General features: G+C 65.9%; 15 protein-coding genes. 9 read left to right on the plus strand and 6 right to left on the minus strand.

Annotated elements, in window-relative coordinates:
* Entirely contained in the window at positions 1-1368 is a 1368-nt protein-coding gene (locus ACWMMN_RS16840; protein ID WP_059238296.1) for a replication initiation protein, read from the plus strand.
* Positions 1369-1460: 92 nt separating this feature from the next.
* On the opposite strand, the gene ACWMMN_RS16845 is transcribed toward ACWMMN_RS16840, so the two are convergent.
* A complete protein-coding gene (locus ACWMMN_RS16845; RefSeq protein WP_059238299.1) occupies positions 1461-2522 on the minus strand; it encodes a ParB/RepB/Spo0J family partition protein in 1062 nt (353 codons plus the stop codon).
* A 23-nt stretch (positions 2523-2545) separates the two neighbouring features.
* Positions 2546-3208, minus strand: a complete 663-nt coding sequence (gene parA / locus ACWMMN_RS16850) for a ParA family partition ATPase (RefSeq protein WP_059238301.1) — start codon at positions 3206-3208, stop codon at positions 2546-2548.
* Positions 3209-4166: 958 nt separating this feature from the next.
* Between parA and arsC the strand changes: the two genes are divergently transcribed.
* Positions 4167-4523: an arsenate reductase (glutaredoxin) gene (gene arsC, locus ACWMMN_RS16855; RefSeq protein WP_059240865.1), complete on the plus strand. Its 357-nt coding sequence runs from the start codon at positions 4167-4169 to the stop codon at positions 4521-4523.
* A 123-nt stretch (positions 4524-4646) separates the two neighbouring features.
* Here the strand turns inward: arsC and ACWMMN_RS16860 are convergent, their stop codons facing one another.
* Both ACWMMN_RS16860 and ACWMMN_RS16865 read right to left on the minus strand, forming a co-directional pair.
* A complete protein-coding gene (locus ACWMMN_RS16860; RefSeq protein WP_486423675.1) occupies positions 4647-4862 on the minus strand; it encodes a zf-HC2 domain-containing protein in 216 nt (71 codons plus the stop codon).
* A complete protein-coding gene (locus ACWMMN_RS16865; RefSeq protein ID WP_059238303.1) occupies positions 4840-5439 on the minus strand; it encodes an RNA polymerase factor sigma-70 in 600 nt (199 codons plus the stop codon). The genes ACWMMN_RS16860 and ACWMMN_RS16865 overlap by 23 nt, the downstream gene beginning before the upstream one ends.
* A gap of 367 nt (positions 5440-5806) precedes the next feature.
* On the opposite strand from ACWMMN_RS16865, the gene ACWMMN_RS16870 reads away from it, so the two are divergent.
* The gene (locus ACWMMN_RS16870; protein ID WP_059238305.1) at positions 5807-6361 is read left to right on the plus strand and encodes an NADPH-dependent FMN reductase; all 555 of its coding nucleotides are present in this window, start codon (positions 5807-5809) and stop codon (positions 6359-6361) included.
* A gap of 61 nt (positions 6362-6422) precedes the next feature.
* On the opposite strand, the gene ACWMMN_RS16875 is transcribed toward ACWMMN_RS16870, so the two are convergent.
* A complete protein-coding gene (locus ACWMMN_RS16875; protein ID WP_059238307.1) occupies positions 6423-8672 on the minus strand; it encodes a hybrid sensor histidine kinase/response regulator in 2250 nt (749 codons plus the stop codon).
* 471 nt (positions 8673-9143) lie between these two features.
* On the opposite strand from ACWMMN_RS16875, the gene ACWMMN_RS16880 reads away from it, so the two are divergent.
* Genes ACWMMN_RS16880 through ACWMMN_RS16890 form a run of 3 tightly spaced genes read left to right on the plus strand, consistent with a single transcriptional unit; the run spans position 9144 to position 11066 of the window.
* On the plus strand, positions 9144-9512 hold the full coding sequence (locus tag ACWMMN_RS16880) for a response regulator (protein WP_011548759.1): 369 nt from the start codon (positions 9144-9146) through the stop codon (positions 9510-9512).
* The gene (locus ACWMMN_RS16885) at positions 9505-10131 is read left to right on the plus strand and encodes a chemotaxis protein CheC (RefSeq protein WP_059238309.1); all 627 of its coding nucleotides are present in this window, start codon (positions 9505-9507) and stop codon (positions 10129-10131) included. The genes ACWMMN_RS16880 and ACWMMN_RS16885 overlap by 8 nt, the downstream gene beginning before the upstream one ends.
* A complete protein-coding gene (locus ACWMMN_RS16890) occupies positions 10128-11066 on the plus strand; it encodes a GGDEF domain-containing protein (protein ID WP_059238311.1) in 939 nt (312 codons plus the stop codon). The genes ACWMMN_RS16885 and ACWMMN_RS16890 overlap by 4 nt, the downstream gene beginning before the upstream one ends.
* A gap of 16 nt (positions 11067-11082) precedes the next feature.
* On the opposite strand, the gene ACWMMN_RS16895 is transcribed toward ACWMMN_RS16890, so the two are convergent.
* Complete coding sequence (locus tag ACWMMN_RS16895) at positions 11083-11967, minus strand: alpha/beta fold hydrolase (protein ID WP_059238313.1); 885 nt, start codon at positions 11965-11967, stop codon at positions 11083-11085.
* Positions 11968-12159: 192 nt separating this feature from the next.
* On the opposite strand from ACWMMN_RS16895, the gene ACWMMN_RS16900 reads away from it, so the two are divergent.
* The 3 genes from ACWMMN_RS16900 (at position 12160) to hpnE (ending at position 14866) form a co-directional block, all read left to right on the plus strand.
* A complete protein-coding gene (locus tag ACWMMN_RS16900) occupies positions 12160-12492 on the plus strand; it encodes a hypothetical protein (protein WP_059238315.1) in 333 nt (110 codons plus the stop codon).
* A 258-nt stretch (positions 12493-12750) separates the two neighbouring features.
* The gene (gene hpnD, locus ACWMMN_RS16905) at positions 12751-13599 is read left to right on the plus strand and encodes a presqualene diphosphate synthase HpnD (protein ID WP_059238317.1); all 849 of its coding nucleotides are present in this window, start codon (positions 12751-12753) and stop codon (positions 13597-13599) included.
* A gap of 13 nt (positions 13600-13612) precedes the next feature.
* Positions 13613-14866, plus strand: a complete 1254-nt coding sequence (gene hpnE, locus ACWMMN_RS16910; RefSeq protein WP_486423676.1) for a hydroxysqualene dehydroxylase HpnE — start codon at positions 13613-13615, stop codon at positions 14864-14866.
* Positions 14867-14877 lie beyond the last annotated feature (11 nt).

Here is a 14877-nt window from a genome sequence, read left to right on the forward strand (position 1 = left end):
ATGGCCACGACGAAGCGCGCCAAGAAAACCGATGTGGATGTGGTGAGTGCCAGTTCAGCCGAATTGCGCAAGGCCGTCGAGGCGATTGCCATTCAGCCGAAAAGCGGCAAGATCACGCTCCTCACTCGCAAGCTGTTCAATGTCCTGCTGGCCGTCGCGCAGCAGGCCGACGACTCGGGCGATACGTATCGCGCGCTGCTGTCGGACATCGTCGCCAACTCCGCTTTCGATTCGAACGACACCGCTCTGGTGAAGGAACACCTGCGCCGCATGGTGTCGGTGCAGGTCGAATGGAGCACGGGAACGTCGAGCCAGAAGCCCGGCCGCAAGTGGGGGATCTCCACACTGATCGCCGACGCGGAAATTCTCGAGGATCCGACGACCCGCCGCGTGTGGGTCGAATTCTCGTTCGCGCCGAAGATCAAGAAGAAGCTGCTCGACCCGGTCCAGTATGCGCGCCTGAGCCTGCAGTTCCAGAGCCAGCTGCGCAGCAGCGCCGGTCTCGCACTGTACGAGATCTGCGTGCGTTACCTGACGAACCCGAGCCACCTGACGATGCGCGAGCCGTGGGAATGGTGGCGGCCGATCCTGTCGGGTACGCCCGACACGGAAGCCGGCGACGAGGCAAAGCGCGAGTACAAGTACTTCAAGCGCGACTACCTGCGCCCCGCGATCGCGGAAGTCAACGCGGTCACCAACATCTTCGTCGAGCTGATCGAGCATCGCGAAGGGCGTCGGGTCGCCGAGATCCAGTTCCGCGTAACCGAACGCAAGCAGCCGATGCTCGCGCTCGATGAACACCCGAACGTGTTCGACAGCACGCTGGTCGACCGGATGGTGAAACTCGGGATCCCGCTGAAGGAAGCGCAGACGCTGTACGCGGACAGCGAGGAAAACCGGATTCGTGCCGCACTGCAGATGACCGAGCAGCGGATGCGCAGCACGACGCTGCCGCCGGTGCGCAGCGCGCCGGCGTTGTTCAAGGATGCGCTGAAGAAGGGTTATGCGCCGCCGGTCGAGTCGGTCGACGCGCTGCCTGCGGGCACGCCGTCCGCGAAGGTCGTGGCCGCCCAGCCGGACGATCTGAAGGCGCGTTTGCTGAGCGAGTTCTCGGCGTTCCGCCGCAAGGAAGCGAAGGTGCTGTACGAAGAGCAGGGCGACGCGGAACGCGAAGTGGCGCGCGAGTCGTTCGAAGCGGAGGCGCTGCCGACGATGGGTTCGCATCTGCGCGACGACTGGCGCAAGCGCGGCCTCGATTCCAAGCTGGCCGAGACGGCATTTTTCGACTGGCTGGCCCAGAAGACCTGGGGCGAGCCGACGGACGGCGATCTGCTGTCGTTCACGCTGAACCAGTCGCGGGCCGCCTGAGGCCCGCTCAGGCCCGCTGACGGGCCGCCGCCGGCCCCGCCCTTCAGTCGGGCGGGCCCGGCGTCTTCACCAGGCCCTGCCGGCCGTTTCCATCACTCCGACAACAGCATCCGCTCGAGCTGCTCGAGGATCGCGTCGCGCTTGTCCTTCGGGAGGCCGCGCAGGCGCAATTCGATGCGATCTTCGCCATACGACTTCAGGTCGCCGACCGACTTGCCGCCGAGCTTGATCTCGAGACGCTGCGCATAGCGCTGGCGGCCTGCTGCCTTCGGCGTCTCTTGCGCCGCGACGCGACCCTTGACGATGTCCGACACCTGGCGCGTGCTGAGATCGTCCGACACGATCTTGTTGATCAGCCGCAGCGTGGCCTCGGTACCGCGCGCGTTGTGATAGCGGCCGACCTGATACGCCATGTTCGAACCGAAGCGATCGGGACGCGCAACCATTTCCTGCATGATCGCTTCAGGCAGCTTGCCGATCGACAGCGCGACGGCCACCGTCGACTCGTCGAGGCCGAGGTGCTCGGAAAGCTCCTTCTGGCTTTGGAAATGCTTGTCGTCGAGGAAGCGACGCCACACGACGGCGTTGTCGAACACCGTCTGCGAATCGCGCTGGACGTTGAGGTCGTAGCCGAGCTTGTAGCTCTGGATACCGATCGGCACATCGATCACGATCGCCTTGACCGCTTCCTTGTTCGCTTCCTTCAGTGCCCGCACGCGACGGCCACCGTCGCTGACGAAATACGTGCCCGGGTTGTCGTAATCCGGAATCACGTGGATCGCTTGCTGCTGCCCCTGCTTCGCGAGGTTGACCGCGAGTTCGGCAATCGACGACTTCAGATAGAAGTGGCGCGGATTGAACGGGCTATGTTTGATCGCCTTCAGCGACAGCTCGATCACCTGCCCCGGCGCATAGCGGTTTTCGAGGCGCCACGCGCGATATTGCTGCGATTCGTCGATCGACGGATCGATCGTGAGTTCTGGCGCCGGCGGCGGTGCGATGTCTTTCTTCGCGGATTTGGTCGGTGCCGCGGCGGGCGTCTCGGATTTGACGATGCCGTCAATCGCGTTGAGCCGATCAAGCGCCGTGCGTTTCTCGCTCGTCGTGATATCCGGGCGCGCTTGGAATCCTTTGGCAAATTGGGAAGGTTTCATGTGACTCCTTTGTGCGCATAAAGTCAGGGCAGCATGGCGACGATTTCGTCGGCACATGCGCGAATTTCGGCAGCGGCCAGCTTGCCGCCGCGATCGTTCATCTGCAGCACGGTCTGACCGAGCGCCATCGCCTGCTTGTACGCCTCCCGCGTCGGGATCTGCGTCTTCAGCAGCGGGAAGCCGAGTTCCTCGAGCGCACGCTTGAGCTCGCGGGTCAGCATGCGCTTCTCTTCGGTCTTGTTCAGCAGGAAGACTGCGCGGAGGTCTTCGTTCATGACTTGCGCCTGCTGGATCAGTTTGACCAGCCCGACGCTCGACCAGTAATCGGCCGGCGACGACGATGTCGGGATCACGGCAATCGATGCGGCCAGCAGGACGACGCCGGAGACTTTCTCGGTGATCGACGGCGGGCAGTCCACGACGATGATGTCGTAGTCGTTGATGAACTTCTTGATCTCGCGATGGATCTGGCCGTCGGCTTCGGCAAGGTTGACGACCGGAAACGGAATGCCGTTTTCGCTGTCGCCCGATGCGCTCGACCAGTGAACCAGCGTGTTTTGACGGTCTGCGTCGATGACGAGGACGCGCTTCCCTTTTTCATGGAACGCGGCGCCGAGGTGCATGGCAATCGTGCTTTTGCCGACGCCACCTTTTTGTTGAGTGACTGCAATGATTTCCGCGGCCAATTTTCACTCCTGTTTTGGTCGTTGGAATTCTACAGGACGATATTTGAATTTCAATGAAATTGTCGTTCAACAACTACACATTAGCCATTCGGGCTATTGGTTTATGCGCATAAACGAGCCGGCGGAGATCGGTGGCCGGCTTTTGAGGGCGTGGCTGATGCTCGAAGAGGTCGATGGGCTACTCGCTGATTCTGCCTTGACGTGCTGCATCGTCGGGGAGGGCCGATCGTCGCTCACGCGCTGCCCTTCCGCTGGATGGGAGTGGTCTTGTCGGCGAGCGAACGGGTTTGTGCGCATAAACTCTGCGGAGACCGAGAGAGCGGATCTGGGTGCGAGATTGCCAGGCATGCGCGAGCGAGGATCGGGATCTGCACACCGTGGCCAGGTACGCAGGCTCGTGGCGAGTCACTGAACCGACGTGCGCCGGCACAACGCATTGCCCGGAAGCGACGTTTATGCGCATAAACCGGAGGCAATGGATGGCGAGAGTCGAAGGTGCACGGGCCGACGTCGCCTGAATCCGAGGGCAACGATACCGCTACGGGGCGACATACCGATCCAACGAGACCCTCGGTGCGGTGGCACATCGGCATACGGCTGCGCTCAGAATCGTGAGGCATCTCACCCGACGATCGCAGGCTTTATGCGCATAAACCAACCGACTTGCGTCGCGATTATCCGAGCCTCCCTCCACCCAAGGCGGCCGTCACAAGGCATTGGCTCGCGGGTCGCCATCCATCACCTCGAGATAGTGCCCCCCGGCTTTATGCGCATAAACACACCCACGCTTTGAAGTGTGCCCTGTGGCACTCCCCTCTCGCGCTCAAGACGCACTACGTCGCTCGACCGTATAGCGCGTGGCCGAATCCGCGACCGGTCTGGCCTGGCCTGGCCCATCCCACCGGCCGCTCGACACAGACTGGCTACAATACTGGGCTCTACCATCCAGGCCTGAATGATGATCACGATCTACCACAACCCCCGATGCTCGAAGTCGCGCGAGACGCTTGCATTGGTCGAGTCGCTGAATACCACTGGCACGCCGCTGAACGTCGTCGAGTACCTGAAGACGCCGCCGACGGTCGAGGAACTGGAAACGCTGCATCGGCAGCTCGGCCGCCCGGTTCGCGACATGCTGCGCGACGGCGAGGAGCCGTACAAGGCACTCGATCTGGCTCGCGCAGATCTGACCGACGCGGAAGCCTACGCAGCGATCACCGCGCACCCGATTCTTTTGCAACGGCCTATCGTCGTATACCGCGGCAAGGCAGCCATCGGCCGGCCGCCCGAATCGGTGAAGGCGTTGTTCGAATAATTCTTGATGGGTGTATTTTTCTTACAGCATCAGCCCGGCACACGCACCGGCACGCGATGCCGATGCGATCGCCGGGCAGCCCGCCGCTCGCGACGCGAACGGTAGCGGCACAACACGAGCGCCCTAGCGCTCCCCGGACGACGTACCGTCATCGTCCGGCTCCCGCCCTGCCGCCGCATTCGCGGCCGTCCGCAACAGCGAAATCTGCCCACGATAGGCTCTGCATCCGCTGCAGGTCGGCAGATGCAAGCGCACCTGTAGTCGCTCGTGCAGCGTCAGATGCCGGTCGAGCGCATCCGACAGCAGTCGCGTGATGTCAGTACATTTCCCCGGCAGCATCTTCGGTCGTCAGTCCTTTTTCGCTCAGGCAGGTTCGCAGGCGCGTGCGCGCCCGATACAGCAGCACGCTGCAATGATTCGTCGTCAGCGTCAATTCGCTGCAGATGTCCGCAATCTCGACATCGAGAAACTCGCGCATCATGAACACGCGTCCGATCTGCTCCGGCAGGTGATCGAGGCAGACCTGGAACAGCGTCCAGAACTGCTGCTGTTGCAACAGCGTTTCGGGCTTCGGCCACGGTCGCGGTTTCGCATGTGCGGCCCAGTGTCCGTTTTCCTTGAACAGTTCGCGATCGAGCACGGATTCGCCGTCGAGCTCGGCGTCGAGCGCGGCCAGGCTGACCGTCCGCTGCCGCGCGCGCAGCACGTCGATCAGTTTGTTGCGCAGGATGCCGAACACCCAGGTCTTGTGGGCCGACAGCCCTGCGAAATCGCCCGCGTGCGACCACGCGGCGGTCAGTGCTTCCTGCACGGCGTCTTCGGCCGCGTCGGCATCGCGGAGCTGGAGCCGCGCGAAGCGCAGCAGGTCGCGCCGCAGTTGCGCGAGATAAACGGGATCGTCGTAGGTGGACGGCATGTCTGGGTTGCAGTGTCTCGAAGCGATCGCGCGGACGTCATGGAGCGGGCGCGTCGCCGTGCGAGCAGCTTACTGGGCGCATCGCCACCCTGCAACGCATGTTCCGTCACGAATTCACGAAACCGGCCGGCGCGCTGCGCTATGCTTGCCGAACCCCGGCTCGCGCGTCGACGGCGCCGCGCGGCAGGCAATCTGTAACGTCAGAACATAACGGTCGAGTTATCCACAATTTCTGTGGAAAACCTTGTGGAAAGTCGGCCGGACGGCCCCGTGGGACGGCTCGCGGGCTGGCTTGCCTATAAACAGACCTTTGTCGCCCATTCGGAAGCAATCGATCCGATTCCTCACTCACTGGAAGGAGAATGCCATGTCCTATCGTATTGCGGTCGTCGTCGGCAGCCTGCGCCGCGCATCGACGAACCGTGCGCTCGCGCACGCCGTGATCTCGCTCGCCCCCGCCGATTTTTCGTTCGAGTTCGTCGAGATCGGCGAACTGCCGCTGTACAGCCAGGACTACGACGCGGATTTCCCGGAAGTCGCCAAGCGCTTCAAGCAGTCGATCGAAGCCGCCGACGCGCTGCTGTTCGTCACGCCCGAGTACAACCGGTCGATCCCGGGCGTGCTGAAGAACGCGCTCGACTGGGGCTCGCGCCCGTGGGGGGCCAACTCGTGGTCGGGCAAGCCGGGTGCGGTACTCGGCACGTCGCCGGGCGCCGCGGGCACCGCGCTCGCGCAGCAGCACCTGCGCAACGTGCTCGCATACCTCGACGTGAAGACGCTCGGCCAGCCCGAGATGTTCGTCAAGCACGACCCGGCGCGCATCGACGATCAAGGCCAGATCGTCAGCGAGGACACCCGCAAGTTCCTGCAGGGGTTCGTCGATCGCTACGCGGGCTGGGTGCGCCTGCTGAAATCGGCCTGATGACGCCGGCCTGATCGGCTCCCCCGCTCACACCGCCGGCGCCGGCCCGCACAACAGCGGGTCACGTGCCGGCGTGCCGTGCGTCGCGCGCTTCGCGGATGCCCAGCAGGATCTCGTCGAGCAGCGCGATGTCGAACGGCTTCGACAGCACGCGGACGTTGACGGTGCGCGTGCGGTCGAGTTCCTCCGCATAACCCGTGACGAGAATCACGGGCAGCTTCCCCGGCCGCTTCTCGACCGCTTCGGCCAGGTCGATGCCGTTCAGGCTGCCCGGCATGTGGATATCCGAAATCACGAGATCGAACGCATCGTTCGCGGCCGCGCCTTCGATCAGGCGCAGCGCATCGTCGGCGGTGGGCGCATAGGTCACGCGGTGACCGAGCAGCGACAGCAGCGCTTCCGTGCCGGCCGCGACTTCGCTGTTGTCCTCGACGAGCAGCACGTGCAGGCCGGCGAGCGCGCCGGTGCCTGCTTCGTGTGCGACGGCCGGCGGCCGCGCGACGACATCCTCGGCGCGCGCGCGCGGCAGGTAGAGGCGCACCGAGGTGCCGGCGCCGACCGCGCTGTCGATCGTCGCGAGGCCGCCCGAGCGTTCGCAGAACGCAAACACCTGCGGCAGGCCGAGCCCCGTTCCCATCCCCTGCGCCTTCGTCGTGAACAGCGGCTCGAACGCGCGCGCGAGCACGTCGGGCGCCATGCCTGAACCCGTGTCGTCGAGCGAGATCTGCACGAAATCGCCGGTCAGCGGAAAGCCGTCCTCGCGGCGCAGTGTCACGTTGCGCGCGCCGACCGTGAAGCGCCCGCCCGTCGCCATCGCGTCGCGCGCGTTGACCGCGAGGTTGATCACGGCGAGCTCGAGCTCCGCGACGTCGACACGGATCGGCCAGACGCCGGGCTCGATCGCGACGACCAGCGACGACTTCGACCCGAGCGACGTCTTGAGCAATTCGCGGCACGTGCCGACCCATTGCCCGACGTCGATCGTCTCGTTGTGCAGCGGCTGCTTGCGCGCGACGCCGAGGAGCTGGCGCGTGAGCGACTGTCCGTTCTTCAGCGCGCGTTCGATCGCGCCGAGTTCCTTGTCGAGATGCTGGACGCCGCGCCGCCGTGCGATCTGCACGTTGCTCGAGATGATCATCAGCAGGTTGTTGAAGTCGTGTGCGACGCTGCCGACGAGGTTGCCGAGCGCCTGCATCTTGCGCGACTGCCGGTACGCCGACTCGATCGAACGCCGCATCGACGCTTCGGCCTGCCAGCGGTCCCACGCCTCCTCTTCCGCCTTCAGCCGCTTGAGCGACAGCCAGATCACGGACCACAGCGCGACCGACGGCGCGAACATCGAGATGAACAGGACGCTCAGGTGTTCGTACCATTCATGCCAGATTGCCGACGTGCGGTACGCGCACGTCACGTAGACGGGGTAGCTGCCGACCTGGCGGTACGCGACGATCTCGCTGCTCGCGCCATCGTGGCGCACGCGCACGACGCCCGCACGCGCATCGTTGCGCGTGTCGCCGAACGTGACCGAGCGATCGGTGTGCGCGAGCGACGGCGGCGGCGGATACGATGCGATCACCGCGCCGTCCGAACGCGCGAGCGCCATCGTCATCGGTGTGCCCGCGCCGCCGAGCAGGTCGCGGTAGAACGCGTTGAAATACGACGACTTCAGTGCGATCGACACCATTCCGGCGAACGAACCGTCGCTATGGCGCCGTGCGACGCCCGTGTTGAACACCGGAATGTTCTCGAGCTTGAGCGGCCCCATCATCAGCCGCGAGATGTGTTCGATGACCTTGCCGTCGCGGATGCCCGCGAAGTCGTCGCGGTTCGCGATCGACGCATACGGTGCCGGATAGTAGAGGCTGTTGGCGAGCAGCATCCCGCTCGCGCCGAAGATCGACACGGCGGCCACCTGCGGATAGCCGCCGCCGATCGTGTTCAGCGCTTCGTGGATGTCGGATTCCTTGTTGCGCACGGTCGCGTCGTCCATGTCCTGCACGAGGTCGACGATGCGCGCATCGAGCGTCTCGCTCAGGTCGAACACCTTGAGCGCGTGTTCCTCGGCAACCCGCACCGTGCGCATCGTCACGTCGCCCGCGGCGGCCTCGCGCGCCTTCAGGTCGTTGTACGCCATCACCACCACGTAGATGCACGGCAGCACGATCGCCGCGACGAGCAGCACGATCAGCGTCACGCGGCGAACCGCGAAATCGTGCTCGGGTGCGCCGGACGCGTAGCTGCCGTCGTCCTGCCAGTCGTCGGCGGGCGGATGGGCGGGAGCGTGGGAGTCGGCAGGCCGTTCGGACGTCATCGAGGAAAGCGGGTGAGGCAGAGGTGCCTGCCATCATAAACGAGTTGGGGGAGCCCGCCGCGCCGCGCCGGACGTGCGAGATCCTGTCGAATCTGACAGAGGGAAACTGTTAGATTGAAAACGCGACGAATCCGGCAGCGCAAACGTACACAAGGAAAAATTTTGCGTGCTTATCTCGAAAATGATCGGGGCTGTTTTCGGAATGGCGTGGGATCGGACCGATTCTGTTCGAAATGGTGAAAATGGCGAGTTGCATCGCCTCCGGTTTACTCCGAGAATCGCGCCTTGCTTTCCCTATGACAGATATATGCGCCCGCCGGCGATCGCCGCGCGGGCGTCGCGCGCACCTGCGTCGCGACGCCCGCGCACGGCCGCAAGGCGGTTGCCCGCGCCCGAACGCATGGCCCCCTAAAGAAGTGCGCCGCGCGGTCGTTAACGCGAGAGAGACCATTCCGTATACCGCATCGCCCCATGCCTTTGCCGATTGTAATTGCCGACGATTCGCTGCTCGCTCGCAAACTTCTGACAAAGGCGCTGCCGGGAGACTGGGACGTTGACGTCGCGTATGCAGCGAATGGTCGCGAGGCCTTGGCGCTCTATCGTGACGGCAAAGCTTCCGTGATGTTTCTGGACCTGACGATGCCCGACATGAGCGGATATCAGGTCCTGGAAACACTGCGCCACGAAGATCTGAACACGTTCGTGATCGTGGTATCCGCCGATATCCAGCCGCAGGCGCAAGCACGCGTGCGTGAATTGGGCGCGATCGCATTCGTTGCCAAGCCCGTGACGTCGGAGGCATTGCTGCCCATTCTCAAGGAGTATGGGTTGTATGCCTGAATCGGTGTTCACGGCGGAGCAACGCGACGCGTTGCAGGAGATCGCCAACCTTGCAATGGGCCGCGCCGCCGCGCGGCTTGCGTTGTTGCTCGGGCGCTTCATCGAGTTGTCGGTGCCGCGCGTGCGCGTCGTGAAAGCGGCCGACGCGGGCAACGCGCTGCGCGAGATGACGGGCATTCACGACAACGTGACCGCCGTGCGCCAGGGCTTCCGTTCCGACATCAAGGGCGAGGCGATCGTGCTGTGCCGCACGTCGGGCGTCGCGCGGCTCATGTCGGTCGTCGACCGCACGTTCGGCGACGGCGTGTATGGCGGGATGGCGACGCCGGACGAGCTCGTGTTCGACGTCGCGAACGTGCTGATGGGGGCGTGCGTCGCGTCGATCCTCGACGAACTCGGCCGCAAGCCCGTGTTTTTTCCGCCTGGGCTGCTCGGCGCGAACGTGTCGTTCGACGACGTCTTCGAGCCGAACATGCTTGCGTGGAGCGTCGCGTTGCTGCTCGAGGTGAACTTCGGGCTCGAGGACCACACGTTCCGCGCCCACTTCGTGATGCTGATGGCCGAGGATTCGATCCGATTGATGGGCGACGCGCTCGACGCGTTGCTGTCCGCGCTATGACGGCCGCCGCCCCGTCGCTGAGCGACCTCGTGATCGAGCGGGTCGGCTTCGGCCTGTTCGTGCTCGACCGTTCGATGACCGTGCTGATGTGGAATCGCTTCATGCAGGACCACAGCGGCATCCCGGCGGCCGACGTGATCGGCCGCAACCTGTTCGACCGCTTTCCGGACCTGCCGCACGCGTGGCTGTCGCGCAAGCTCGAGAGCGTGTTCCAGCTCGGCAGCTTCGCCTTCAGTTCATGGGAGCAGCGCCCCTACCTGTTCCGCTTCGAGCACGACCGCCCGATTACCGGCGGCGTCGACTACATGCAGCAGGACTGCACGTTCATGCCGCTCACGCGCGGCCGCGACGTCGAGGCCGTGTGCGTGACGATCTCGGACGTCACGCATGTGAGCGTGATGCAGCGCGAGCGCGAGGAAGCGGTCGCGAAGCTGCGCGAACACGCGAATCGCGACGGGCTGACCGGTATCGCGAACCGGCGCTTCTTCGAGGCGCGGCTCGGCGACGAATTCGCGCGCTGGCAGCGTTACGGCGGCGACATGTCGGTGCTGCTGTTCGATCTCGACCACTTCAAGACGATCAACGACCGCTTCGGGCATGCGGCCGGCGACGCCGTGCTGCGCGAGACGGCGCGTCGCGTCGCGTCGATCGTGCGCGCGCAGGATACGTTCGGCCGCTTCGGCGGCGAGGAGTTCGCGCTGCTGCTGCCGTGCACGAATCTCGACGAGGCGATGCTGGTGGCCGACAAGGTGCGCGATGCGATCGGCAGCCTGCCGGTCGATGCCGAGGGGGTCAGCGTGCCCGTGACGGCGAGCGTCGGCGGCGCATGCGCGAAGACGGGCGCGCCGACCAGCGACGTGCTCGTCAACGAGGCCGACGCCGCGCTCTATCGCGCGAAGCGGCTCGGGCGCGATCGTTCGGTCGCCTACGCGTAGACCGCGCCCGCTTCGCTCAGCTTTTCGCGATGTCGGCGAGCACGCCGGCTAGCACGGCCGGCTGCGACATGAACGGCGAATGGCTGCTGTCGAGCTGGTGCACGTGAGTCGGATTGCCGGGCGCGAGCGCGTCGGCTTCGTCGATGAAGCGTTGCTGCAGCGCGGGCAGGATCACGCGATCCTCGAGACACTTGATGTAGTGACGGTCGATCGCACCCCAGCGCGCGGCGGTCGTCGGGATCGCGGTCGCGAACGGCGCGGCCGGCACGTCGCAGGTCATCAGGTTCGCGACGGCGTCGAAGTCGGCCTGCGGCACGTCTTCGTACAACGCGCGCTTCATCGTGTCGCGATACGCGGCATCGCCGCTGCGCGGATCGATGCGCAGCGCACCGGCCACGCGCGGGCTTGCGAGCATCAGCGGGCCGAGCATCTCGCCCTTGTTTTCGGGCGCGCGGACGTAGTCGAGGCCCGGCACGCCAGAGCCCGGCATGAAGGCCGCGAGGTAGACGATCTTCGCGATCTTTTCCGGCGCGCGTTCGGCGGCCGCCGTGATCGCGAGGCCGCCCATGCTGTGCCCGACCAGCACGACCTTGCCGTGGCCGAGCGCGTATGCGTCGTCGACGGCCTGCATCACCTGCGTCGCGTAATCGTCGAGCGTCGTGTTCGCGACCGGCGACGGCTCGGCGCCGAACGCGTCCTTGTCGAGCGGCCGTGCGAGATACGACGCGGGAAAGCGGGCGTTGATGCCGTGCGCGGGCAGGTCGCGCGCGATCGACAGGTGGCCGCGCGCGGCCAGCGCAGCCGCGACGTGCGCGTAGCACCACGCGCCATGCCAGGCGCCGTGCACGAGCACGAAAACGGGATGGCCGGACTGCGGGGGGGCGGTGTCGTTCGTCTCCATGGTGTCCGTATTTTTTCGAGAAAGGTGTCATCTTAGACGAACCCGCCGGCATCCAGACGCGAACGCGCAGCGCGATCGCGTGTCCGGCTTCGATCCAACCCCTTTGTCTCGCGCAGGCCACATTTCATCCGGATACGATTTGAATTTGTGCCGAAGCGCGCTAATTTGTGACTTTGCCCGCGATTGCGCCCCATGAACGTCGACTATCTCTTCTACCGGAAGCCGGACAAGCCCGGCCCCTATTCGCTCGACGACCTGGGCGACATCGCACCGCCGATCGGCCCGGGCGACCTGGTGCGCGCGGGTATCGCGCGCGTGTTCGAGCAAATCGACTGGCGGGAATCGCCGGACGTGCCGGGCGCGTGGTTCGGCACCGGCGGCGCGGTTTTCCAGTTCACTGCCGAGCCCGACGGCCGCGTGACGAGCTTCATGGGTTCGCGCCTCGAGCGCCGCTCGATGCTGCAGCTCACGCGTGAAATGGGGCTCATTGCGCTCGACCTGCAGCGAGACGTCGTTTACGGCTGACGCGCCATGCGGCACCCGTTGCCGCCGAGGCCGCCGCGCCGGCCCGACAGCGGTGCCCGGCGCCCCGCCGGGCGCGGCGCGTGTCCGCCATCGAACTTCAAAGATTGCTATACTTTCGCCCAATTCCGGCTTCCGGCCGGTAATTTGTGCCTGTCTGCGTCGATCGTTCGCATATCTCGCACGCATTGACACCCTGACCATCCCAGCCGGGCATGGCTTCTTCAATCGCCCCGCGTGGGTGTCTCCGTGGAGCTCGTCTTGGCCGTTTCCAATTCCGTCGTGGACGAACAAGAAACCGACGCCGCTGCCGCCACATCGGGCAGTTCCTTCTATCTGGCGATGCGCATCCTGCCTGCGGTGCAGCGCGATGCGATGTTCCAGGTCTATGCGTTTTGCCGCGCAGTCGACGACATCGCCGACAGCGACCTGCCGCGCGCCGAGCGCAACGCGGGCCTCGATCGCTGGCGCGCGGACATCGACGCGTGTTTCGCCGGCCGTCCGCCGCGCCACCTGGCCGCGCTCGACCGCGAGATCCACGCGTTCAACCTGCAGCGCGACGATTTCCACGCGATGATCGACGGGATGGCGATGGATGCGGTCGAAGACATCTGCGCGCCCGATGAGCCGACGCTCGACCTCTTCTGCGATCGCGTGGCGAGCGCGGCCGGCCGGCTGTCGGTGAGGATTTTCGGGATGCCGGAAGCCGAAGGGATCAAGCTGTCGCACCACCTCGGCCGCGCGTTGCAGCTGACGAACATCCTGCGCGACATCGACGACGATGCGGCGATCAACCGCTGCTACCTGCCGCGCGAACTGCTCGCGCGCGAAGGCATCGCGATCACCGATCCGGCGACGATCGTGCGCGATCCGGCGCTGCCGCGCGTGTGCGCGACGCTCGTCGAGCGCGCGCTCGAGCACTTCCGTCAGGCCGACGCCGTGATGGATACCTGCCCGCGTGCGCAGGTGAAGGCGCCGCGCATCATGTCGGGCGCGTATCGCTGCATTCTCGAAGCCGCGATCGCACGCGGCTTTGCCGCGCCGCGCGCGCCGCTGCGCAAGCCGAAGGCACGCATGCTGATGATCGCCGCGCGCTACGCGCTGTTCTGAGTCGACTGCGTCGATGCCCAGAACCGTCCACGTGATCGGCGCCGGACTCGCGGGCCTGTCGGCCGCGGTCGAGCTGCAACGCCGCGGGCGGCGCATCGTGCTGCACGACGCGCATGCCCACGCGGGCGGCCGCTGCCGTTCGTGGTTCGACGGGACGCTGAACACGACGCTCGACAGCGGGCTGCACTCGGTATTCGCGGGACAGCCCGCGACGCAGCGCTACCTGCGCGCGATCGGCGCGGCCGATCAGCTCGCGGGGCCTGCGCTGCCCGAGTTTCCGGTCGTGGACGTCGCGTCGCAGCAGCGCTGGACGCTGCGCTTCGGCAACGGGCGCTGGCCGTCGTGGCTGTTCGATGCCGCGTCGCGCGCGCCGGGCACGACGCCGCTCGACTACCTCGCGCTTGCCCCGCTCGCGTTCGCGCGCACGGGCCGCTCGCTCGCACAGACGATGCGATGCGACGGCGTGCTGTGGGATCGTTGGCTGCGGCCGTATTTCCTCGGTGTGCTGAACGTCGAGCCGCGCCATGCGAGCGCCGAACTCGCGCGCGCCGCGCTGTGCGGCACGTTTGCCGCAGGCGGCCCCGGCTGCCGTCCGCTCGTCGCGCGCCACGGGCTCGGCAGCGCATTCGTCGAACCCGCGCTGCGGATGCTGCAGCATGGCGGCGCGCAGATCCGGCTGAATTCGCGGCTCGACGCGTTCGAATTCGGCGCGCACGGCAATGCGGTCGATGCGGTTTCGGTCGGCGGCGAGCGTATCGATCTCGCGCCGGGCGACGCGGTCGTGCTGGCCGTGCCGCCCGAGGTCGCGCAGCCGCTCGTACCCGAACTCGCCGCGCCCGACACGTTCAGCGCGGTCGTGACCGCGTATTTCGCGGTCGAATCGCCGGCCGGCGCAGCGTTGCAGACGACCGTCGTGAACGGCGTCGTCGATGCGGTGCGCACCGGCGGCGGCCAGCTCGCGGCGACGATCCGCGACGCGGGCCGCTGGCTCGACACGCCGCGCGATACGCTCGCGCGGCGCATCTGGGAAGACGTCGCGCGCGTGACCGGCGCGAACCCGGAAACCATCCCCGCGTGGCAGCTCGTCGTCGAGCCGCGCGCGGGCTTTGCGGCGGTGCCGTCGCAGGAAATGAAACGTCCGGCCGTGCGTACGCGCTGGACCAATCTTGTGTTGGCGGGCGACTGGATTGCCACCAGCTTGCCCGCCACGATCGAGGGCGCGATCCGTTCCGGCCAGCTGGCCGCGGACGTGCTCCAGACACAATAAGAGAGGGACCG

The sequence above is a fragment of the Burkholderia cepacia complex sp. TUM26381 genome, from assembly GCF_057439935.1.